The following is a 22,444-nucleotide window of genomic DNA, read 5'->3' on the forward strand; positions in this document are numbered from 1 at the left end:
GTGTACAAAAAGGGCAAAAATTATTACCCAAGATGTTTACTTGATTGTTCTGTTTAACTTTCCCACGATTTCAGTGGCATGTTGATATATGGCGTCCTTTACTAACGTGAACTCCTTTTCAGGAAATCGTTTGTCTATAGAACTCAGTGCGTTATTAAATTGAGAGAGAAAATCTGAGACGATTTCATAGCAGTCCACCTTGCTGATACCAAACTGACTAGCAGTCTGCTCTATGTGTCGTAAGAAAATTTTGCTGATATGGTATTTATATCCTTTGGATGCTTTCAGTCCCATTGCTAGCTTTAGCTTTCGCTTATTTAAGCCTCTATTACCGATAGCGGGGTAAGCTGATAGCAAATCGTAGAACGGTGTAAGTTGATAGTGTCCGCTAGGAGCAATATGCACGGAAAAGTTCTTGAGATGACCGTCAGTGGCACCAAGAAAGTACTGTAAAACCATAAACTTAAAAAAGTCATGATTGTTCGCCTTGCTTTCCGTAGAGAGACTTAAAACATCAACAATTTTGGAGACACTTAGGTTGTTCTCCGATTGATATTTTTGATGTTCAGGTACACCGAAAATCTGGCAGAAGTCTTCTTGGTGTCTACGAGTCACAACTCCATCACCAAAACATCGGTCGAACCGTTTTACTGCAAGGGCTTTAGCTCCTGATTCAGTCGTTATTATTTCCATATCGGGTACTTTAAAATTAAGTTCCTTCGCTATTTGAGTACAGATGAATTCATTCTCAACACTGCTGCTCATATCTAGTACGGAGTTGCTTTGCGCAATTGCATCCATTGGGTATTTGATAATGTGGCTACTTAGTGATTTTTCTTGAGGTACGTACCATTTACCGTTCAACCTAGCTAGCGTTGTTTTTCGCTGAGTGCCTGAAATACAAGGTCGATATTCCCCAAAAAAAGGAAGAAATGACTTACGCTGAGTAACGAGTTCATTTAATTCACTTGCCGAGATCTCTCGATATTCCCATCCTATGTTTGGTGCCTGCCTACTCCCAGTAAATGAAATGCCGCCCGTGCAATCGTGACCAATTTTGGAGAGTAAGGTGAATGCATCGTTGGACTGTACCCCCATCGAGTAAGCAAGACTTAATCGTTCTTCTTTCAAGTCAGGAAGCAGGTTGTGAATAAAATTCAGTGCATTAAGTGATGAGCATTCTCCCTTTACGAGCGGCAGGCTTAACGAGATCGGGAAAGCTGAATCATATGCTAACCACTCATCAGAGTATGAAAATGACCCGTAGGTCTTCGACTGTTGGACAAACTGCCCCACGAGCATGTTGTTATTTGTGGCATGTGCGTAAAGTATAGGATTGTGCAAATTAGCTCCCACTTTCTTCTAGTTGGGCTGTGTTTTTGTAGAAGTTAATTGCATTTTCTACTGCTAGCATTTCGGCTTTGATATCCAATCTACGATTGTCATGCTCTGAGATGTATTGCTCTATGCATGGCCTAAGCTCGGAGTATTGCGCACACAACCGATTGAAATGCTTCCATGCCCTTTTATGAAGAGAATAGGACTCTGACAGCTCTGACTGTTTATCTTGCAAAATCGTCAAGAGACTTTCTTTCTTGAGAGCAAGATAATTAGAATCCTCACTGTAATTGTCGTAATCAACAACCTCCCAGTCGGTATGGTTAAACATAAAACCTTTGGAAAACTTTTCATCACCATGCTTGTCGAAACCGCACGAAAGCACTGCGCCGATAAGCGACATTTCCTTCAATTTTTTTTCGACGTATTCATCCGATAAGTATTCCTTCTCATCACAGTCTATTGGAAAGGACTTTAAGTCATTAACAGAGAAATGTTCATTGTAATAAATGGCTAGAAATAACTCTTTTCTGATCTTTACCTTCATATGTTCAAAAAATGGCCTTTATTGATGGTTTTGAGGATTATAGTCCGTGGAGTTGTATGCCGCAACTGTGCAATTGTTCAACAAATTAATTCCATAAATAAAAAACATGAACAAGAAGCTTGCGGCACTTGTGGGCAAACGCATTGCAAAAATGAGGAAATCTAAAGGGTTAACTCAAGATAAACTCGCGTTGTTCGCAGAGATAGATAGAAGTTATGTTGGACGCATTGAGCGCGGTGAAGTCAATATCACGGTTGAGAAGTTGTATCAGATTGCTGAGACTTTGGGATGTGATGTCAAGGAGCTTTTACCTTAATGTTTAACCCCTTAGATTCATTTTTACTGGAAATGAAAAACTATCTTTGCCACTAGCTCTGCTTATGAACACTTCGTTGAACTCTTCTAGTTGGTAACTTTTCTTCGATTCCCTAACCTAGTTCTACCTTTTTTATATATTGTTTATAAATGCATCAATCTAAATGTAGAAAAGTAGATGCTTACTAAGGACAAAGTAACCCAGTAGTTGTAAATTGTTACTGTAGTTTGATTTAACTTATTGATAATGATGTAAATAACAACTAAGTGAGCGCTATGGAAATTGAAAATGTCATTTTGCACAACCTCATCAAAGAGGAAAAAAGTACCAAAGTTGAGCTAGATGATCGCAAAAAAGAGAATGAAGTAAATGAATCGGCGCTTCAACTCAGCAAGGGGATCAATGAGAAATTTAATTCTACTGGATTAAATACTGGTCACTTTGAAAAACCAGAAGAGGATGAGCAGTTAACTCATTTTGAGTTTTTATTGGAAAAATACTACAACGAAGGATTTGATAATTTTGTTGGTTTTACAAAGTCAGCAGCTACTTATCTGCAAAAACAACTAATGTCCGCACCATCAGCAAAAGGAGGGCATCTTTGGTTTAACCATTATACGCATGCTGGTGAGCACTTTTTGAGCGTGGTTTTACTACGCGAAAAAATGGTAATGCGTATTGACAAATTAGAACTAGAGCAATTCGATAGTGTTGACCTTGATAAGCTCCATATGGCAGCCCGAATTAATTTGACTAAATGGAGAAATGCAGATGAGCAATCTAACCGCTACATCTCATTTAAGATTGGTAAAGAAGCTAAAAAGGTTACGGATTACTTCGCCAAGTTCATTGGTTGTAAAGAGTTCACTCAGGCCGCTGCGGACACTAAGGCTCTTGTAAAATGTATCGAAGAGTATTGCCGTCATCATCTCTTCGATGAAGCGAAAACAGAAATGGTGAAAAACAAGGTTCATGACCAGATTGTTGAGTGGAGAAAGGAAGAAAAGCAAACAATACACTTAGATACTCTTTCTACTGTCCTGGACGCGACATTTTTGACCGAAGATGTGGACGAAGAGAAAAAAGGACAATTATTGCGTATTTCACAAGGTGAGCCTCATAATCTCAATAACGAACTCGCTACTGATCCCAATGCTCTAAGACGACTAAAAAAATACTCAGGAAGAAACAAGCATATCTCACTAAGCTTTGACGCAAAGCTGTTAGGAAATTCTGTCGTATATAATCCCGAGAATGGGGGAGTGTTGACCATTACTGAAATACCTAAAACGCTGAAAGATCAGCTAGACGGAAAAAAATTAAAGATGACTAAGGTAGAGCTTCTTAATCAAGTATCATCTTTTATTGACACGTTTAAACTCGTTTCCAATAACGAAGACGATTACATGTGTCAAATAAAAATGACAAATGAAATTAAGGCGCAACTATCTTCATGGGAAGATGAAGGGCTTCTTTTAACTATTGAAGACTTGGCAAGCGATTGCTCACCAGAGGCTGAAGACACTGTTATTGATCGTGAGTATCGGGTTTCTATTTCATTGGTCAACTTACACCAAGATGGAGTAGAAATTTACTCAAACTGGAATCAGTTTTTTAAGAAAAGTAAAAACAAACATATAGTTCCTGATTCATTTTATATTATTAGCGATAAGTCAAAATTCACTGGTGAAACCAAAAGTCTAACTGGTGACTTGAAGCACTATGTAAATACGGTTGCGTTAATCAAAATTTTACTTGATCACGCCGACCATACTGAAACTGTTAATGGAAGTAACGTTCCAAACGCAATAATGTTGCATAAAAATCGGTTGGAGATTCCTTGTAATTACAAGTTAGAGGATATTCAGTCTGGTCTAGACGGCATAACGCATATAAGCAAATGGATAAAAGATGAGTCGCACAAAGATCAAAGAATAAGCATCTTTAAAACAGCATTGTATGACTTTCTTAAATCTGTGCAAAAAGACAGACGCTTTAAATACCTCCTTACTCACTTTGGGGAATTCTCTGCTCAGGTTATTGAAAACTATGATCTATATGTGAGCGAATTTTCTTTTGATGATGTCCGTTTAGAATATCAGGAAAAGAAAAGAGAATACATGTTGAAAATCAATGAAACATTTAGCTCTATTCAGACGAAAGCATTAGGTATTCCAGTATCACTAGCATTTGTTGCACTTCGCTTATCAACATCAAAGACGGGGCATGTTACTGAAGCCACTAATATGCTTTTATTTGCATCAGCACTAGTTTACGGGTTGATGATGTGGTTACTAATACAAAACCAGAAGCATTCATTGAAGTCTATAGAGACAGAGTACAAAGGACAAATCAACCGCCTCAAGAAAGAGTATCCAGAGCACCATGCAAAAATAGTACTGGAGTTTGCAGACTTAGATAAAAGGTGTCGTACACAAAGGTTCCAATTGAATTTTTTCTTGATTCTGATAGTCGGTCTAGTGCTTATTGTTTATACGCATTTAGATATATCTCTGAGTTCTACTCTGGAACGCATTTTCGCTTGGATATTAGAAAATTCAACGAAGGGGTGGGAAATCATCTTAGCTGTTATTCATAAGTAACATACAGTCTTATTCCGATACTAAGGGCAGGAAATTATCTAAATTTGTCGACTTTTATCTGATCAGCCATTGGAATACAACCAAGCTTAGTTAAAACTGACTCAAACATCATATATCAGTTTTAATTATATAATGTAACTTGTTCGTACACCTAAACTCGACATCCACTCAGATAAACTTTTGCACAAAGGTGAACTAGAGACTTTACTTTAGCTATTATGATTTGAATTCGAAAAAGTAATGGGGAAATCTAGGTTAGTAAAATGAAAGAGTTGCCCTAGTGAAGACCGAAGATGATCGATTTAAGAGTAAAATAATGTATTATATAAACTAAAAGTACTAACACCTTGAAAAATAATTTATTGTAAAAAGTAGTCTGTTATCTAACTTAAAAATAAAATAAGGTTTTTCATTTGAAAATTGCACATATTTATATTGAGGAACACAAAGCCATTAAGGCTCTAAACATACCTATCAATGGTAACTTTGAGTGCTCATATAACAATAAAAAATTAATATTAAAAAAAGTGAGCTAGATCTATCTGATTATTATAGAAATATCGATATATCTGCCATTATTGGGAAGAATGGAACGGGGAAAACTACGATTCTAGACTTTTTAGAAACATTGATATTACCAAGCGATTCAAACGGAATAATTGTATTTTATTGTGAGTCTAAATATAGATTTTACATTTGTAATATAAATAGATGCGAGATTGAATCAGTCGAAATAATAAGTTCCAACAATGATATTCCAGTTAGTTATGAGCATATATCTAATAGTGCTTACTTTATAAAGAAAAATAAAATAAATTTGGTAAATATCAATAATATCCCTTCTGAGCAAGCAGGGTTAACTCTTAAAGGAAATAGAACTAATCCACATATTATAAACTTGTCTTTAAAAAGTTATATAAAAAATCAAAGCAAAATAAGAGAGTATTTTTCTAAACTTTTAACTTACTTTAAAAAATATTATGAGTATGAACCATTCCAAGAAAAAATATACTTCGAGCTTAAAATAGGTCAATCTCCAGTTAGGATATTTAACCGAGTTAATTATTTTTTATCTGAGAGGGAAAGTGGTATAGATGTTTCAAAAGAGTGGCTACGAAATGTAAATGTCAGACAACTATTCAAAGACAGCACTCCGTTCAATAACCTTATCGGATTTAATGCATTATCTATATTAAGCCATCTTTCAAAGAGTGCTGATGAAAGACCAGAAAACCAAGACGTAATATTATATTATTTTATTAGGATTTTTCTAATAATAAAAGAAGAAAATGATATGGCTTATCATAACATTTTGAGAGAAACAGTTCGTTCACTTGATTTCAGAGAAAATTGGTCGGAAATAATTATCAATCAAAAAATAAATCCCCCAAGAGAGATGGATGAATTATATAATATTATAGATTTTAAAAATTTAAGGAAAAAGTTGGAATTAATAATTGAAAAATTAACTGTATTATCTGGTTTGATGGTAGATCATGGTTTAGAATATTCTGAATTTAAACAAAATACCTTTGAGTTAGATGACTATAATCTAATTAATGATATATCAAACATATTAGATGATTTACCAACTGATTTATCTAGCAATGTTAGAATGGGGTGGCGAGGGATAAGTACAGGTGAACTGGCTTTTTCACATATTTTTTCAGAAACATTTCACTATTTTAATGATTTGAGTTCATACAATGAAAATAATATTATAATTATTGATGAAGTGGATTTATATCTACACCCTGAGTGGCAACGTGAGTTTATCTATAAATACCTTGTGCTCATTTCACATTGCCAGCAAATAAATAATATAGCATCACCTCAAGTTATTTTAACTACCCACTCTCCTATCATTACAGGTGACTTTCTTCCTAAAGATATCGTATCGCTTTATAAAGAAATTGATGAGTATGATAATGAAAATATCGTTATTAAACCATCATTGGGTTTTGGGACTAGTATTTCAGATCTATACTTGACAGGAATGCATTTAAGGGCAGTTTTTGGTGAACATTCTAAAGCTTATATTGATCTTATTCTTGAACACGCTAAGGGAGGAGAGCTAACCGAATTTGATAAGAAGCTAATTGAACAAATATCAGATAAACATATTAGACAGTACTTGCTTGCGTTATGATTAAATTGAACCTTAAATTTAGTGACAAATTCAAAGAAGAATACTTTGAATATTGTTATAATGAAATAATTTCTGATAAGATCGATGAAATTAGAATGTCATTACCTGATAATGAAAATTCATTATTTTATTTTAATGCGTTGTTTAACAAATGTAGTATTAGGGAAATACTCTTTTGTCCTGCTGAAGATTTAGAGAAAATAATAGAAACATTCTTCAAACTATTTCCTGTTTTGGCGGAACGATATCATTACTCATACTTACTTAATAAAGTATCCATTCCTAGAAACTGTATGGAGTTGTCGTTACAAGATGAAGAACAGAAATCACATTTTGATTCGATTGTCGATAATACAATTCTGGAACTGGAAAAACTAACTAAAGAGTACGACTTAGTTGTAACGCAAAGTCATATTAATGATTTGAGACAAAGTACGATTAGCCGTTATAATAAAAAGAAAGTTTTATGCCGTTTAGAGAATGCAAAAAGAGGAAACTCTATTCTTACAAGAAAGTATATTGATATGTTTCCTCTATGGGTAAATTCCCTCGAAACAGTGTTTGATTATAACATCATGGCAAAAAAGTATGGGTATGATCTTGCATGTAATGCAGACACATCTATATGTGCTTACTGTGGTTTAGAGAACATTCAAACTTATAATAATGAACAAATTCAAGTTCGTCCTGAATTAGATCACTTCTATCCAAAGAGTCGCTTTCCATTTTTAGCTCTTTCGCTATTTAATTTAATTCCCGCAGGGTTAGTATGTAACCAAAGACATAAAAGAAATACTCCAATGATTGGTTATATGCACCCATCCTTGGATAGTCTACAAAATAATACATTCTTCACATTTTCATTCCTAGATGGTAGTGACGTCCAAGAAACACTAAAAGTGGGCGTAGCTCCACAGCATAATTTTAAAGATAACAATATTTCACTGTTTAAGATTCAAGCTCTTTACGAAGGGAGTGAAGAATTAAGGTATTGGTATTCATGTCTTCATCATATCTCTGAATTTCATAAATCAAATGGAGATGATTTATCCGCTATAGATTTCACAGCTGTAACTTGGAGACATACGATTAGACTTGATGCTCCTGCAACAAAAGTAAGTGCTCAGCAATTTAAGGTCGATGCAATTAACGACTTATTTGGTACATATTTATGTTCTTTTGAGCAGTAACTTTTAGAAATCTAGCGCAGTAATACGTGAGTGCTTGTGATCTTTCGTTGTTGATGTTGGTGCTTACATTAGGGTTGGCTTATTTACAAGGTTGCTTTTTCACTCAAGTATCTAAGCGAACACTTTCGGGTAAAAGCGCGATAACTCAATGATTGTTAGTGGTCTTGTTACGTAATTTGGGCAAGATACCAAATCACTTGAACATGAGTAATGTTCATGCAATATACTGGGTTTCAGGCATACCAAGTCCTGTAAGCTTGTTCAGCGCTTTAATCATGGCGTAGGTCTCACTAACCTGAGTATTGTAGTTTCTCAGGTTTAGTTTCCGCCCCGCAACTGCTTCACTCGATACATGGCTATTTCTTGTGTCATAAGCGCTATTGCCTGATATCTCAATGATTTTAAGATGTGCCCGCTTAAGTAAGTTGGGAAGTACTTCTGCTAGATTCTACACTTCCCGTCAGTATGACCTTCGATTCACCTTCGCCATGAACCTTGAGACCTGTAGCATCAATAGCCAGATGCCGTATCGTGCCTCTGGTTTTAGGATTAATTGAAACATCAACTTCCTTAGCTTGACGGCTTATACAGATGTTATGAGGATAAACAAGCGGTATGTTAACCGTCTTAAACATTGAGTCTAGAAAACCTTGAAACGCTCGCAATGGCATGGAGAAAACACGTTTTACCATCAGTGTGATAGTAATGGCTAGGTCGCTGAATCTGAGGCCTAACGCGCTTGTTTTGTTTGCTTTATTCCCATTCGTTTATAGCTGCTTCATCAATCCAGAAAGTGAGTGAACCGCAATTGATTAGGACTTTGTTGTGCTGCTTGCCATTAGTTGTTTTGTAACCAGGTTTCGGAATAAGACTATAATTATTAACTGATGTAGCCGAGCAGATCGTAACTTCCTGATATATCCTCATCGAATTACGTAGCAAAGCCCACCAAATTTAGCAAGAGTGCAATAATAAAACATCAATTGCACCAATGGTGCATTGATAATTTGTTCTCTAACAATGTTGAATTGTAGGGTGATAAGGCTTTATACATAAAGGATTGTTAAATTTCAAATGCACACACACACACTTGTTTGATAAAAATAACCTTATATAATGGTTCGAATCCAATAGGGCGTGCCATTTATTCAAAAGCCCCGATAACTCTTTGAGTTGTCGGGGCTTTGTCGTTTTTAGGTTTTTGGCTGTAATTACCACTCTATCTACAACTTTTGAATGGCATTCTAGCCATTGCAATTTCTAGCAATTAATATGGACGCATATTAATTATCTTTCGTTAGTCTTTATGCCTGCCACTTCTAATTTTTATGACCAACACGCCAACTCTTTCGCGAAGCAATACACATCGCTCCAGTTTGAGGATGTCCACGCGAGTTGGAGAGTTTTCTGGCCCCAGGCTGGAGATCGCGTGTTAGATGTTGGCGCGGGCTCTGGTCGAGACGCGAAATGGATGGCTGAACATGGGTGTGAAGTTGTTGCGATTGAGCCTGCTCAAGCACTTCTAAGGCTTGGTAAGTCTTACTGTGGCGATTCCGTTACTTGGCTTGAAGATGCATTACCCAAGCTTGAGAAAACCATTAATCTTGGCTTTCGCTTCGATTTAATTCTTGTCAGTGCGGTATGGATGCATCTTGCGCCTACGCACCGTGAACGTGCATTTCGCAAACTTGCAAATTTGTTAGCGCCTAATGGTCGATTGGTGATTAGCCTCCGTCACGGTGACTTTTCTGACGGTCGTAAAGCTTATCCGGTATCGGTTGAAGAGCTCGAAAAGTTTGCAAAGAATAGCGCGTTAATGGTGAGAAACGTATCTCTCGATGATGATCAGTTAAAGCGAACGGGTGTATCTTGGCAAACGGTAGTGATGTCTTTGCCTGATGATGGTTCCGGTGATCTGAATAAGGTTCGCCACATTATCGTCAATGATTCCAAATCGGCTACCTATAAACTCGCACTACTACGTACTTTACTACGTATTGCAGACGCTCATTCTGGTGCAGTGGTTGATCGCAGCGAAGGTAAAGTTGCCATCCCATTAGGATTAGTTGGCTTATATTGGATTCGTCAATTTAAGCGTTTAATCGATAAAGAGAACATCCAGCAAAGCTCGAACTCGTCTAAAGGGCTAGGTTTTATAAAGCCCGATGGTTGGGGCAGACTTTCCCATTTAAGTCCTGATGATCTTGCTATAGGCACGACATTTTTTGGCGAAGACGCAGTGGCGCTTGATAAAGCAATAAAAGACAGCTTAAAAACCATAAAAGATGGCCCCGTCACCTTTACCTATCAAGGTGATAAATCAAACCCTTACTTTGAAATGATTCGTTCAGCTAAAAAGCCTAATAAAGGCTCAATTGTTGTGGATAGTGAGTTCCTCGAAAGCTATGGGCTGTTTGTGTTGGATGAAAGCCTTTGGGATTGTTTTCGATTGTATAACTCTTGGATTGAGCCGCTGGTAGTCAACCAGTGGATTATGGAAATGCAACGATTTCGGTCTAATCAAGAGCGGAGTATTCCACTGCAAACGTATCACGATTGTTTGGTCTGGATTGATAAAGACCATGATACGCGAGTCGTGCGAAAGAGAATTGAACAGTTGAAGCTCAGCCATTACGACATTGTCAGTGTATGGAGTGGAAGCAAATTACGAAATGAGTATCACGTTGATCACTGTTTGCCTTTTGCTTATTGGCCCAACAATGATAAGTGGAACTTACTACCAACATCTAAGGTTGAAAACCTAAACAAACGTGATCGTATTCCTGCTAGCTATCGATTAAACGCATCCAAGTCGCGAATTTTGGATTGGTGGCAGTTAGCGTGGGGAGAGACGGATACTTTGAGTCGGACATTTTTCACTGAGGCTTCATTGTCGTTGCCTAATGTACCTGCATCTTGCCAAGATTTTGAGCATGTCTTTGAAGCGATGGGTTTACAAATTCGTGGTGTTAAAAGTCGCCTTTGTATCGCGGAATGGTAATGTCTTGTTTGCCGTTACTGCGTGATATATGAACCTGATAGGCAACCAACAAAAAAGCGCTGGTTAACCAGCGCTTTTGTATTTACTAAGGGCATTACACCTTTTTAAAGATGATGGAGGTGTTGATGCCGCCAAAGGCGAAGTTGTTACTCATCAAATATTTCACGTCCAGCTCTCGGCCTTGTCCGGCAATGTAGTCTAAATCGCCACATTGCTCGTCGAGGTTTTCTAGGTTGAGCGTTGGGTTGAACCAACCTGTGTGCATCATTTCTAAACCTAGCCACGCTTCAATTGCGCCACAGGCGCCTAGTGTGTGGCCAAAGTAGCTCTTGAGTGAACTGATTGGCACTTTGCCCAGAGCATTCGCTGTTGCGTTGCTTTCCGCAATATCGCCGCGGTCGGTGGCAGTGCCGTGAGCAGATACATAGTCGATCTTCTCAGCAGGAATGCTCGCGTTTTTCAAAGCCATTTCCATACAGATTTGCATGGTTTCCATCTGTGGTTGAGTGACGTGTGCGGCATCACAGTTGCTGGCAAAACCGATGATTTCTGCATAGATTTTCGCGCCACGAGCGACGGCGTGTTCGTACTCTTCCAGAACCAGTGTTCCCGCACCTTCACCAATCACCAAACCATCGCGATCGGAGTCATAAGGTCTTGGTGTGCTTTTCGGGTCTTCATTCTTCAGACTGGTGGCAAAAAGGGTATCGAAGACAGCGGATTCCGTTGGACACAATTCTTCAGCGCCACCAGCAACCATGACCGTTTGGTAGCCGTGTTTGATCGCTTCGTAGGCGTAGCCGATTGCTTGGCTGCCGGAGGTACATGCACTGCTGGTTGGGATCACTCGGCCTTTCAAACCGAAAAATAGACCAACGTTCACCGCCGTGGTATGTGGCATCATCTGCACGTAAGTCGTTGCGGTGATCGCTTTAGTGGTTTTCTCATTCAGCATGACACCAAATGCGCCGATTGCGTCAGTACTGCCTGTTGATGAGCCGTATGCGATACCCGTTTGGCCATTAGTGAGTACGTCGTTACCAATCAAACCTGCTTGGCTTAGTGCGTTTTCTGTTGCGACGGTCGCTAATTTGGAAACACGCCCCATGCCACGTACTTGTTTACGCTTGTAGTGCTTTGGCAGTTCAAAATCTAAAATTGGTGCCGCGAGCTTGGTGTTCAAACCATCATACTGTTCGTAAGAAGGCATGTATTGCGTCGCGTTCTGGCAGTCACGCAGTTTTGGCTCGACAGATTGCCAATCGTTACCAAACGCAGTCACACCCGACATTCCGGTTACAACAACTCGACGGCTCATACTAGGCCTCCGTTTACCGAAATGACTTGGCGAGTTACATAGCCTGCGATGTCAGACATAAGGTAACTGACTAAACCAGCAACTTCTTGTGGCTCTCCCATGCGGCGCAAAGGAATTTGCGGCATCGCGTGTTCTTTCACGTGTTCGTCTACCATGCCTGTGTCGATAAGCCCTGGAGCAACGCAGTTGACGGTGATTTTGCGTTTTGCCAGTTCAAGTGCGAGTGATTTTGTTGCACCAATTACGCCCGCTTTTGCTGCGCTGTAGTTGGTTTGACCACGGTTACCCATCAGGCCAGAGACTGATGCAAGGGTAACAATTCGGCCGCCTTTGCGCTTTTGCACCATAGGCATAACACAAGGGTGAAGAACGTTGTAGAAGCTATCTAGGTTGGTATGAATCACACCATCCCATTCTTCTTCGGTCATCGCAGGGAAAGCGGTATCTTTTGTGATGCCAGCATTGTTCACGACGCCATAGTAAGCGCCGTGTTTGGCGATATCGGCTTCTAGCTTCTCACGACAATCTGCACGGTCACTGATGTCGAATTGGATAAGACGACCGTTACCACCATGCTGTTCGATGGTGTCTAGGGTGTCTTGCGCGCCTTGTTGATCGCCCATGTAATGGACAATGATTTGGAAACCATCTTTGGCTAACTGAACGGCAATGGCTTTACCGATGCCTTTGCTGGCACCTGTAACGAGGACTTGTCGGGTCATTGTTGACTCCTGATTTTCATTTCTTGTAATTTTTCTTCTGATGGAACGTAAACGTTCAATTGGCAAGTCGCTACAACAGTTCCTTGTAGCTCAATACGGGCTGAAAAAACCGCCATACCGTTATCTTCCATAACTTTTTCAGCATACACATCGAGCACCTGTCCGCGAGAAAACGTATCGCATTCAGACGTGTATCGACGGCTACCAAGCAAAAAGCCAATCGGTGGCGCTTGTTCTTTCATTAATGCGTGGTAACCAGACCACGCCGCGACAGATTGCGCCATAAACTCAATGCCAACGTAAGCTGGCACAGTTTGAGAGGTCAAGTCGAAGAACGGGTTGTGTTCTGCGATATCAACCTGGCAGTGAATCGTATCTTGTTGAACATCCAAGGCACGATCGACCAAAATCATTGGTTTGTCGTGTGGCAAAAGTTGTTCGATGGGAGGAAGTTTAGTCATGAGCGTAACCAAAAATAAGACTAATATTGTTGCCACCAAAAGCAAAAGAGTTGCTGAGAATCGCTTTGTTACCCAGTTTGGTTGGCGTCTCAACTAACGATATATGGATATCGTCTGCTTTGGTTTCGCAGTGTTGCATTGGCAAGTCAAGGTTGTACTTGAGAATATGCCAAGCGATCGCGGCTTCCGTTGCACTTGCAGCGCCTAATGTGTGTCCGGTAAGTGGCTTTGTCGAGCTTACGGGAACGGAGTCACCAAAGCAGCGATGAATGGCTTTGCTTTCCATCGCATCGTTTAACGGCGTTGCTGTGCCATGTGCGTTGATGTAACCAATGTCTTGCGCTGTAAGTCCTGCATTGGCCAACGCTTTTTTCATCGCTTCTTCTGCGCCTAACCCTTCTGGATGTGGTGCGGAAATATGGTGTGCGTCTGAGCTGTCGCCAGCTCCGAGAAGAGCAACGGGCGCAGGTGTTTTGCTTAGCAACATTAATGCTGCGGCTTCGCCGATATTGATGCCGTTACGATGTTGGTCAAATGGTTTGCAAAGAGTATCGGATAGAGCTTCTAAACCGTTAAAGCCGTTTAGTGTGAGGCGACAAATGGTATCTACACCACCCACAATAACCGCATCAACAATGCCAGAGCGAATCAGGCGCTGCGCGGTTAAAAAGACACGGCCACTAGAAGAACAGGCGGTTGAAACTGAGTAATGTGGGCCGCTCAAATCAAAGTAGGCGGCAATAAAATCGCTGCAGTTACCAAGCTCTTGTTTGGTGTAATGGTAGTCGGCAGGAAAATTACCGTTTGCCAGCTTTTCGCCAAATGCGATTTCGCCATCTGAAATGCCAGATGTGCTGGTGCCGATCACGACTGCGATACGGTCACGGCCATATTTAGCAATGGCGTCACGCACGTCGCCTTCGATTTGCTGTAAAGCCGAAAGTGCGAGGCGGTTGTTTCTCGTATCAAACTGGCTGAGTGCGGGTGGTAATTGCGGTAACGTCTGTGCGATTCGACCGATTACTGTTTGTCGGCCTGAATTCAAAATGTCTTGGTCAACCACCATGTTGGATGGTTTCGCTCCCGATAAACACTGGTGGATGATGGCGTCATCTTGCCCCATGGCAGAGTGGAAACCACAGGCCTGAATATACAAAGGTTGAGAAGAGCGAATAGGCATATTGTTATTCTAAATTGTTCTTAATTAATCTGATGTTGCAGTGTTTGAATAGAAATTGAAAACTGATGTTTGAGGTGATGAAAATCAATCTTACCCTCTAACTTGTTAGAAGAGCTGTATTGAATCTCAATGATCTTTTCACCGTCGCTATCAAAGATGGCGCGAGAATTATTTTTATCAATAATTCGCCACCTTACCTCATTTAACGATCCTTCCCAAGCGGAACTCGGCCAGAGCGTGATCATCAGGTTAAATAATACCTGTTCTGGCTGCGGTAGCGAACCTTGTAAACCGTTGAGCACTTCGGTTTGAATTTGTTCTCCATCGTAAGACAGTGAGAGTACTCTCGTCCCCCAGGATGAGAAGCCTGCCAGCACCACTTCGTTGTTGGTTACTTGCAGTTGTACCGGAAGTTGCTCAGATGTGGTTTTACCATCTATTGCCCAAGAAGCCGTAATCAACTGACTGGCAGACAACTGATAGCCCAAGCTTGCGGGAGTGGGCAAGCTAACTTGGGTGTGCTCGTCAATGTCGACCTGAGGCGTCGATTGGTGAGGTACCAAGCTGCATGCACTTAAAAACAGACTCAGTACGATTAACGTCGCGCAGCGAAAAGCATGGTTAAAAATCATGACGTCGTTTCCTCTGTTTTAATCGCAATCGGAGAGAGCAGCCAAGCAACAAAAATACCACTTAACACCGTAATGCCGAAACTGTGAATCGCGTGAGTTTGGCTTAGTGACAGCAACCCAAATGACAGCACAGTGGTTATTGCCGAAAGGGTGATCGCCAATAGTGTGCTCACGCTGCGCGCTTTCTCGGCAAAGAAAAGAGTGTAATCGATCCCGATACCAAGAATGAGTACTAAGCCAAGCAAGTTGAACAGGTTTAATGTTGTTCCCATCGCGACAGCCGTTGCCAGACCGCACGCACAAGCAATCAATGATGGCAGTAAAACTCGCCAACTGTGTTGCAGACCGTACCGCTTGATTAACACCAGAAAGATCACAGTACTGGCGGCTGCCAACAGCTCCATGATTTTGATTCGGTATTCACCAAATAGGGCGGAAATTTCTTCTGCTTTGTTTAGGTAGACAACGTCAGGCTGCGATTTGGCAAAAGACTTAACAACGGCGGAGTCTTGCAATTGGTTTAACACCACTACCGTTGCCGATTTTCCTTTAATTTTACCCAAATGGAGAAAACGCACAGGCGCTGATACTGGGTTTTGCAAGTACTGATCAACCGTGACAGGGATAAAGTCGGCGTCCATTTTCGGCTTTTTATTTAAGCCCAGTCCGGATGCAAGTGGGCTGGATTGTGTTGCGTAAAGATCGCGAATCAATTGATAGTCTTGTTGCTGACGCTCCACTGAGCTCAAGTAGCGGCTCAGACTCTGGTAGCTTTCGATGGTGCTGTCCGCTTTCCACGCTTCTAAAGTTGGCGTCAAAGACTCCAGCTTTTTCATTAGGTTTTCGTCATCGTCGGCGGTAACGACCAACATTTGCTGCGAAGATTGCATGCCACTGAGCGTCGTAGTCAAGGTTTCTTGCTGCTTGAGATCGTTCGGCATCGTTTGCAGCAGACGAATGTCGTCATCGTAGTTCAATTGCAGCAAGAAAAAACCACTCGCAACCACACATAACATCGGTAATCCGACTTTAATTCGAGGTTGATTCCAAAGCGTTAACCATTTCGCCAACAGTGATTGTCCCGGTAAATTCGAAATGGTGCGCGATGGGTTACGAGCCAGTATCGGATACCAAGCCACCACGGTGATGTAAGCGGCAATCAGACCAATGGATGAAAACAGCGCAAGCTGCTGCAAACCAGGAAACGGTGCCACTAACATGCCCAAATAGCCGATCAAACTGGTGATTAAGCCAAGTGTGATAGCGATGAAAATATGCTTTAACCCTTGCTCGCTATCCCATTCATTTCCCGCCGCAAGACGTTCGGTTAGGTAGTGGAATGCGTAGTCGATAGACACGCCGATTAAACTTGCGCCAAACACTAAGCTGAACAGATGGACTTTTCCAAAAATCCACGTCGTAACGGACAACGCAACGAGCAAACCAATGGTGATGGAAAGCAGTGCGAGAGACACTGGCATCACACTACGAAAGACCAACACGAACAATGCAATGATACCGAGCAGAGAGAACACACCGATGGTACTGATCTCCGATTTGGCACTTTGCGTACCAAAGTCGGCGTAAAATAGAACGCCAGTATGTGAGACTTCAGCACCATATTTCTGCGCGACGCTTTGTTCTAGCGATTGAATATCAGGGACTGCAAGCTGCCCAGTTAGGCTATAAGGCGAGTCTTTTAGCTCAGCAGTAATAAGCAAGTATTGAGCACCGTCTTTTTCGACGGACAGATAGCCGTTATCCAACCGGAAAGAGGACGATTGCTGGGTAACTTGGCTTAAATAATCACGAAATAGCAAGAAAGGATCATTTTGTAACTCTTGCCCAGTCACCCCAGAAAACGGGTTGTACAGAGACTGAATCACATGCTGCACTTGCTGTTCTGGATTTTGGCTTAAACGCTCTCGTTGTTCAGGCGTCAGCAATTGGAAGCGGTGCTTAAAGTAGTAACTCGCCCAAGCTTGCTGTTCTTGAGGTGAGATTTTTCCTACCACATCGCGAAAATGATTACTTTGGCGTAACCCCTTATCAAATTCAGCGGCCGCTGCAAAAAGGGCATTTTTGTCCGGCGCTGTGATCACGAAAATGACTTTGTCGCTCATACTTGCCGAGACCGACTCAAAGGCTTGCTCAGCCACCGGGTTTTGTTGGTTCTTCGGCAGTAGTTTTAAAATGTTGGTCTCAATCGGAGATTCTGCACTCCAAACCCATTGTTTGAGTAGCAACGCGCCCGCTAAAACAACGAGATTGAGCCAAACAATTGCAAAGGTGTGAGTGCCGAGACTGAGTTTAGAAACGGAATTGAGCGTCTTCGGCATCCGTGAGTTCCTGAGGTAGAGAGGTCTGGTTCGTAAACGTGATTTCGGTTTTATCGCCGCGCAGCTCTTGTAGGGTTAGGCGATCAATGTGCGTTTTACCGGAAAGAGTGATGGATTGAAACACCGCATTTAATGGCGACTGTTTGGGCACTAAAATGAGCTGCCACTGATTGTTCTCTACTGAAAAATCGAGTGTGAATTGTTCTTGCAGTGCAGAAGTATCCCCGTGGAACACGGATAAAAACACATGGCTAAAGTAGAACGCCATTGGGTTTTCTTCTGCAGAGATCGTTTTCGGAGCTTGGTCGGCAAAAGTCTGACGAAGTTTGTTTTCCGTCAATACCAAATTGACTGCGAAAGGTTCTGTTTGTTGCCACAACAAGCCATGTGTTTTGCTCAGTGTGAACTGACCTTTAGAGGTTAAAGGTTGACTAAACATTTCCAGATGACGCTGCTGCGTAAAATTTCCGCGTACGATTTCATGCTGAGACAACTGCTGTTGAAGCGATGCCAAATCCGTTACATTTACTGTCGGTGTTGCCAGTGCTGAAACAGAAAATATCAGCAAAAAAGAGAGTAACCACTTTTGCATTAGTTCAGGCTCCCATGGTTGTGCCATTGCTCTACTTTATCTAAAAAGACTGCTGGAGACACAAAGCACATCTCTTGCTTTTCAATGGATACGGCGACTTGCGTTGTATGCGCTTTGCACATACGTTGATTCGTTTCGGCGTCGTAAATCACGTAATCCACACGTAAGCGGTTTTCCCACTCCGTGAGTTGCGCGGTAATACGAATGGTGTGATTAAACGGAATCGCCTTCACGTATTTAACGCGCGTGTCGATGATCGGCCACATGTACCCAGAGTCTTGCATATCGCGATAGCTGTATTGGATCTTCTCCATCAGCACACGACGCGCTTCTTCAAAATATCGAAAGAAGTTGCCGTGATAAATCACGCCCATCGGGTCAGCATCTTGGAATGAGGTGACCATAGTCACCTCCGCTTCTAATGGGTAGAGAACCTGCTCTTGCATTATACCTCCGCGTAGAGTGGCCAATGACGTTGCTGAATGCGTTCAATGAAATGACGCAAATCTTGTTCTAATGGGCGATCTTCAATCACAAATTCAAACTCGCTCAGTACGGCGTCACGAATTACTCGCAAACTCTGACTCATGTGGTGTTCGTCCAATTCGTTATGACGGCGACGAATCTCAACCGCTTGAACGCTTGCTAGGAGTGAAGCCGCAGCAACTTGCTCTGTTAACTCAAGTACGCGTAGGCAATCACGAGCCGCGATGGTGCCCATGCTCACTTTGTCTTGGTTGTGACATTCGGTTGAGCGAGAAAAAACGCTCGCTGGCATGGTGTTTTTCAAGGCTTCTGCCGTCCAAGCTGAGATACCAATCTGAACCGCTTTAAAGCCGTGGTTGATAGGTTTACGCTCGCCTTCTGCACCAGTTAAGTTAAACGGCAGGCCGTTATTGAACTTGTAATCCATCAGTTGCGCCATCTGACGGTCCAGCAAATCAGCTAAGTTGGCAATGTTCACTTTCAACGTATCCATCGCCATTGCGATATGACCACCGTAGAAGTGACCGCCGTGCAGAACGCGCTCGTTGTCGCCATCGATAATTGGATTGTCGTTGGCACTATTTAGTTCATTCTCAATCAATTGACGTAGCCAAGGCAGTGAGTCTTGCACCATGCCAATTACGTGTGGCGCGCAACGCAGCGAGTAGCGATCTTGCAGTCGGTCGCTATTGCGTGGCGGACGTTCAGCATTGAGATCATCACGCAGCCAAGCCGCAACTTGCTGTTGACCAGGGTGAGGTTTTACCGCAAACAATGCTTCATCAAAGTGGAAGTCATTACCTTGCATACCCACAGAGACCATCGCGGTAATCTTGGTGCAAAGCTGCGCTAGGTATTCTGCGCGTTTGTAGGCAAGACAGGCGAGGGCAGTCATCACGGATGTACCGTTCATTAACGCCAAACCTTCTTTTGGTTTTAGGCGAATTGGCTCAATGTCCAGCTCTGCAAACACTTCTTGTGTTGGTCGCACATCGCCTTTGTAAAGCACTTCACGCTCGCCAATTAAGGTCGCCGCTAGGTAAGACAGAGGCGTTAAATCGCCACTTGCACCCACCGAGCCTTCTTGTGGAATACGCGGCGCAATGTCGTGATTGATAAGCGTAACGATTTGGTTCAACAGATCGTGAGACACGCCAGATACGCCTTGCGACAATGAACATAAACGTGTCGCCAACACCGCGCGAGCTTGCTCATGAGAGAGGATTTGACCTAAGCCACAGCCATGGAAGCGCGTAAGGTGCAACGGAAGTTCATCTACAAGAGCGGGTGGAATCGCCACAGTGCATGAATCGCCGTAACCCGTGGTCACGCCGTAAATAACACCTTCTTCTTTCAGTAATCGTTCCAGAAACGCCACGCCACGATCGATCTTCGCGGTAAATTCTGGCGAGGTGTTCATGTTTGCCTTTGCACCTTGAGCAATGGCAACGACATCTTCGATGGTTAAAGATTGGGCACCAAAAGTGATGTTGTGATTATTGTTGTTTGTCATGTGGCTGATTACTTAAAGTCCAGAAGTTAAAAAAGTTGTACCACTGTAACGGCGCTTGCAGTGTGTGGTGTTCTAATCTGTGGGCGTACTGTTGAACAACGTGTTCTAGTGCCTGCTGACGCTCCTTGCGCGGTAGCGTGATTTGGTCACTAAAGTGTTCAAAGTACACATTAAAATGCGGAGTGTTTGCTTCGTCGTCGCGTAGGCCGAAGAGTAGGTAAACCGGCGCTTTTAATACCGAGGCCAGCATGAATGGGCCTTGCGGGAATGGTGCGGGTTTACCAAGAAAATCTGCCCAAACGACACGATTTTCTTTGCTGGTGGAAGTGCGATCGCCAACGATCACTACCCATTCGCCTTGCTCGATTTTTTGTTGAAGCAGAATCGCGGTGTCTGGTCCCATTGAGCTGACTTGAATCAGATTCAGTTCCGAATTTGGGTTTACCGCCTTCATTACCGCATTAAATTGTTCAGCGTGTTGGGTAAATACCAAGGCATTGATTTTGACATGAGAGTGTCGACGACCAAGCGCGCGGCAGAGTTCGATATTGCCAAGGTGCGAGCCTAAAATGAGCACGCCTTGTTTTTTCTGCGCCATCTCTTCGAAATGATGCTGGCCGTGAATGGTTAGGTTGTCGACGTTAAAGTCACCTTGCCATGCTGCCAGTTTGTCGAGCATGGTTCGCCCAAAAGAAAGCAGATGATGATAGCTGTCCAACTGTTTTGGTAGTGTGATGTTCTGCTGCGCTGCGTAGCGCTGCAAGTTTTGCAGGTAAATCTCAGACGCTTCGCGGGCTGATTTACCCGTGAAGTGGTAGTAGCGCATGACTAGCTTTAAAATCAGGTCGAACGCTTTTCTGCCGAACAAGCGGTAAACCGCGAGCAAGGTTTTGATGCCTAAAATCGTGCCTTGTTCTTTTCGTTTCGACCAGTGGGCATTACTGTCGTCTGTGTGACGGCGCTTTCTGGCGAGTAGCGAAGGAATGCGCGGCAACATGCCAAAAAATAGGCGAGTGTGCATCCAGGTTATCTTGACGTTATCCCACAATGCGTCGAAGTGGGAAATGCCACCTTCAGGGTAGATCACGCGCGTTGGAACAAAATCAATATCGACGCCTTCCCAGTACATTCGCACCAGAATTTCGATATCAAAATCCATGCGTTTGCCGATGTTGTACTTGTTCAACACGGCGACCGTTTTCGCCACTGGGTAGGCGCGAAAACCGCACATACTGTCTTTGATAGACAGTGACAAGGTTTCTATCCACACCCAAACGTGCGTAGCGTAGCGACCATACAAACGGGATTTAGGTACGCTCTCGTCGTATATCGGTTGGCCAGAAATCAGGTTATCTGGTTTTGTTTCGCTGGCGCTGAGCAATTTGGGTAGTGCTTCTAGGTCGTGTTGACCGTCTGCGTCGATTTGAATGGTGTGCGTAAAACCAAGCTGGTGAGCTTGATGTAGGCCAGCCATCACCGCGCCACCTTTGCCTTGGTTTTCACTCAGACTAGTCAGTTTTATCAGTCCTTGCTCACTCAACGCTGAAAGCGCTTGTTTGGTGTCTTCATTGCTGCCGTCGTCCACGACCAGCACTGGCAAATCGAAAGAGGATAACGATGCAACCACGTCTGCAATTGTGCTGCCGTGGTTGTAGCAAGGAATTAAAAAGCAGGGACGGTAATCACTCACGTGACTCACCCAGTTTCATTTTGCCTGAAGAGTGAGTCACCAAGGTTTCACCGTTTTTCGATGTGTACTTAAAGGTCAATTTCTCGCGCTCATTGTCCCAAGAGAGTGAGAGACAAACGTCGGTGTTTGGCAGAATCGGCTCTTGAAATTTGATGACTTCCATTCCTTTAAATATCTTGGGAGTATTCAAATATTGAACGGCGTAGAACAACGCCCAATCAATTTGAGTGACGCCGGGTAAAAGAGGGAAGTGACTGAAATGACCTTGGAAATCTAAGATGTCAGCATCCACACGCAGCGACAGCTCCGCGGTGTGGTCGCTCACTTCAATATTCTGAATAGTTGGTTTTCTTTTTTCCATGTTACT

General features: G+C 42.4%; 18 protein-coding genes and 1 pseudogene. 5 read left to right on the forward strand and 14 right to left on the reverse strand.

Annotation, left to right across the window (positions count from 1 at the left end):
- Positions 1–36: 36 nt before the first annotated feature.
- Both P4S59_RS04750 and P4S59_RS04755 read right to left on the reverse strand, forming a co-directional pair.
- The gene (locus P4S59_RS04750) at positions 37–1,344 is read right to left on the reverse strand and encodes a HipA domain-containing protein (protein ID WP_257980128.1); all 1,308 of its coding nucleotides are present in this window, start codon (positions 1,342–1,344) and stop codon (positions 37–39) included.
- Between the two features lies 1 nt (position 1,345).
- Complete coding sequence (locus tag P4S59_RS04755) at positions 1,346–1,885, reverse strand: hypothetical protein (RefSeq protein WP_140263763.1); 540 nt, start codon at positions 1,883–1,885, stop codon at positions 1,346–1,348.
- Positions 1,886–1,991: 106 nt separating this feature from the next.
- Between P4S59_RS04755 and P4S59_RS04760 the strand changes: the two genes are divergently transcribed.
- The 4 genes from P4S59_RS04760 (at position 1,992) to P4S59_RS04775 (ending at position 8,143) form a co-directional block, all read left to right on the forward strand.
- Entirely contained in the window at positions 1,992–2,201 is a 210-nt protein-coding gene (locus P4S59_RS04760) for a helix-turn-helix domain-containing protein (protein WP_069216269.1), read from the forward strand.
- Between the two features lie 275 nt (positions 2,202–2,476).
- Positions 2,477–4,804: a nucleoid-associated protein gene (locus P4S59_RS04765; RefSeq protein WP_337168032.1), complete on the forward strand. Its 2,328-nt coding sequence runs from the start codon at positions 2,477–2,479 to the stop codon at positions 4,802–4,804.
- A 517-nt stretch (positions 4,805–5,321) separates the two neighbouring features.
- Complete coding sequence (locus P4S59_RS04770; RefSeq protein WP_337168636.1) at positions 5,322–6,953, forward strand: AAA family ATPase; 1,632 nt, start codon at positions 5,322–5,324, stop codon at positions 6,951–6,953.
- Entirely contained in the window at positions 6,950–8,143 is a 1,194-nt protein-coding gene (locus tag P4S59_RS04775) for a hypothetical protein (protein ID WP_267409230.1), read from the forward strand. Before P4S59_RS04770 ends, P4S59_RS04775 begins: the two co-directional genes overlap by 4 nt.
- Before the next feature lie 214 nt (positions 8,144–8,357).
- Here the strand turns inward: P4S59_RS04775 and P4S59_RS04780 are convergent.
- Positions 8,358–9,010 (reverse strand): annotated as a pseudogene (locus tag P4S59_RS04780) (transposase).
- Between the two features lie 439 nt (positions 9,011–9,449).
- On the opposite strand from P4S59_RS04780, the gene P4S59_RS04785 reads away from it, so the two are divergent.
- Positions 9,450–11,144 carry a class I SAM-dependent methyltransferase gene (locus tag P4S59_RS04785; protein WP_282150386.1) on the forward strand — a complete coding sequence of 565 codons (1,695 nt, stop codon included), beginning with the start codon at positions 9,450–9,452 and terminating at the stop codon, positions 11,142–11,144.
- Between the two features lie 94 nt (positions 11,145–11,238).
- Here P4S59_RS04785 and P4S59_RS04790 read toward each other — a convergent pair whose 3' ends face one another.
- From P4S59_RS04790 to P4S59_RS04840, 11 genes are read right to left on the reverse strand one after another with little or no spacing between them, the layout of a single operon-like run.
- On the reverse strand, positions 11,239–12,462 hold the full coding sequence (locus P4S59_RS04790; RefSeq protein WP_258624908.1) for a beta-ketoacyl-ACP synthase: 1,224 nt from the start codon (positions 12,460–12,462) through the stop codon (positions 11,239–11,241).
- Positions 12,459–13,184: a 3-oxoacyl-ACP reductase FabG gene (gene fabG, locus P4S59_RS04795; protein WP_258669279.1), complete on the reverse strand. Its 726-nt coding sequence runs from the start codon at positions 13,182–13,184 to the stop codon at positions 12,459–12,461. The genes P4S59_RS04790 and fabG overlap by 4 nt, the downstream gene beginning before the upstream one ends.
- The gene (locus tag P4S59_RS04800) at positions 13,181–13,645 is read right to left on the reverse strand and encodes a hotdog family protein (RefSeq protein WP_048626141.1); all 465 of its coding nucleotides are present in this window, start codon (positions 13,643–13,645) and stop codon (positions 13,181–13,183) included. Before P4S59_RS04800 ends, fabG begins: the two co-directional genes overlap by 4 nt.
- Positions 13,638–14,825 carry a beta-ketoacyl-[acyl-carrier-protein] synthase family protein gene (locus P4S59_RS04805; RefSeq protein WP_282150385.1) on the reverse strand — a complete coding sequence of 396 codons (1,188 nt, stop codon included), beginning with the start codon at positions 14,823–14,825 and terminating at the stop codon, positions 13,638–13,640. Before P4S59_RS04805 ends, P4S59_RS04800 begins: the two co-directional genes overlap by 8 nt.
- Positions 14,826–14,845: 20 nt before the next feature.
- Positions 14,846–15,457 carry a DUF3261 domain-containing protein gene (locus P4S59_RS04810; RefSeq protein WP_337168033.1) on the reverse strand — a complete coding sequence of 204 codons (612 nt, stop codon included), beginning with the start codon at positions 15,455–15,457 and terminating at the stop codon, positions 14,846–14,848.
- Positions 15,454–17,796 (reverse strand): MMPL family transporter, encoded by a 2,343-nt coding sequence (locus P4S59_RS04815; protein ID WP_337168034.1) that lies wholly within the window; start codon positions 17,794–17,796, stop codon positions 15,454–15,456. Before P4S59_RS04815 ends, P4S59_RS04810 begins: the two co-directional genes overlap by 4 nt.
- Positions 17,768–18,388: a LolA family protein gene (locus P4S59_RS04820; RefSeq protein WP_029837307.1), complete on the reverse strand. Its 621-nt coding sequence runs from the start codon at positions 18,386–18,388 to the stop codon at positions 17,768–17,770. The genes P4S59_RS04815 and P4S59_RS04820 overlap by 29 nt, the downstream gene beginning before the upstream one ends.
- Positions 18,388–18,834 carry an acyl-CoA thioesterase gene (locus P4S59_RS04825; RefSeq protein WP_005388315.1) on the reverse strand — a complete coding sequence of 149 codons (447 nt, stop codon included), beginning with the start codon at positions 18,832–18,834 and terminating at the stop codon, positions 18,388–18,390. Before P4S59_RS04825 ends, P4S59_RS04820 begins: the two co-directional genes overlap by 1 nt.
- Positions 18,834–20,387: an HAL/PAL/TAL family ammonia-lyase gene (locus P4S59_RS04830; protein ID WP_005396014.1), complete on the reverse strand. Its 1,554-nt coding sequence runs from the start codon at positions 20,385–20,387 to the stop codon at positions 18,834–18,836. Before P4S59_RS04830 ends, P4S59_RS04825 begins: the two co-directional genes overlap by 1 nt.
- Positions 20,371–22,077 (reverse strand): glycosyltransferase family 2 protein, encoded by a 1,707-nt coding sequence (locus tag P4S59_RS04835; RefSeq protein ID WP_337168035.1) that lies wholly within the window; start codon positions 22,075–22,077, stop codon positions 20,371–20,373. The genes P4S59_RS04830 and P4S59_RS04835 overlap by 17 nt, the downstream gene beginning before the upstream one ends.
- The gene (locus P4S59_RS04840) at positions 22,070–22,438 is read right to left on the reverse strand and encodes an ApeI family dehydratase (RefSeq protein ID WP_145532332.1); all 369 of its coding nucleotides are present in this window, start codon (positions 22,436–22,438) and stop codon (positions 22,070–22,072) included. The genes P4S59_RS04835 and P4S59_RS04840 overlap by 8 nt, the downstream gene beginning before the upstream one ends.
- Positions 22,439–22,444 lie beyond the last annotated feature (6 nt).

The organism is Vibrio sp. M60_M70, assembly GCF_037162085.1.
Taxonomy (GTDB): Bacteria; Pseudomonadota; Gammaproteobacteria; order Enterobacterales; family Vibrionaceae; genus Vibrio; species Vibrio diabolicus.

What these genes read in the sequence shown, in the direction of transcription:
- P4S59_RS04755 (WP_140263763.1), bottom strand. Translation starts at nt 1,885, where the DNA reads ATGAAGGTAAAGATCAGAAAAGAGTTATTTCTAGCCATTTATTACAAT.
- P4S59_RS04760 (WP_069216269.1), top strand. Translation starts at nt 1,992, where the DNA reads ATGAACAAGAAGCTTGCGGCACTTGTGGGCAAACGCATTGCAAAAATG.
- P4S59_RS04765 (WP_337168032.1), top strand. Translation starts at nt 2,477, where the DNA reads ATGGAAATTGAAAATGTCATTTTGCACAACCTCATCAAAGAGGAAAAA.
- P4S59_RS04775 (WP_267409230.1), top strand. Translation starts at nt 6,950, where the DNA reads ATGATTAAATTGAACCTTAAATTTAGTGACAAATTCAAAGAAGAATAC.
- P4S59_RS04785 (WP_282150386.1), top strand. Translation starts at nt 9,450, where the DNA reads ATGCCTGCCACTTCTAATTTTTATGACCAACACGCCAACTCTTTCGCG.
- P4S59_RS04790 (WP_258624908.1), bottom strand. Translation starts at nt 12,462, where the DNA reads ATGAGCCGTCGAGTTGTTGTAACCGGAATGTCGGGTGTGACTGCGTTT.
- fabG (WP_258669279.1), bottom strand. Translation starts at nt 13,184, where the DNA reads ATGACCCGACAAGTCCTCGTTACAGGTGCCAGCAAAGGCATCGGTAAA.
- P4S59_RS04800 (WP_048626141.1), bottom strand. Translation starts at nt 13,645, where the DNA reads ATGACTAAACTTCCTCCCATCGAACAACTTTTGCCACACGACAAACCA.
- P4S59_RS04805 (WP_282150385.1), bottom strand. Translation starts at nt 14,825, where the DNA reads ATGCCTATTCGCTCTTCTCAACCTTTGTATATTCAGGCCTGTGGTTTC.
- P4S59_RS04810 (WP_337168033.1), bottom strand. Translation starts at nt 15,457, where the DNA reads ATGATTTTTAACCATGCTTTTCGCTGCGCGACGTTAATCGTACTGAGT.
- P4S59_RS04815 (WP_337168034.1), bottom strand. Translation starts at nt 17,796, where the DNA reads ATGCCGAAGACGCTCAATTCCGTTTCTAAACTCAGTCTCGGCACTCAC.
- P4S59_RS04820 (WP_029837307.1), bottom strand. Translation starts at nt 18,388, where the DNA reads ATGCAAAAGTGGTTACTCTCTTTTTTGCTGATATTTTCTGTTTCAGCA.
- P4S59_RS04825 (WP_005388315.1), bottom strand. Translation starts at nt 18,834, where the DNA reads ATGCAAGAGCAGGTTCTCTACCCATTAGAAGCGGAGGTGACTATGGTC.
- P4S59_RS04830 (WP_005396014.1), bottom strand. Translation starts at nt 20,387, where the DNA reads ATGACAAACAACAATAATCACAACATCACTTTTGGTGCCCAATCTTTA.
- P4S59_RS04840 (WP_145532332.1), bottom strand. Translation starts at nt 22,438, where the DNA reads ATGGAAAAAAGAAAACCAACTATTCAGAATATTGAAGTGAGCGACCAC.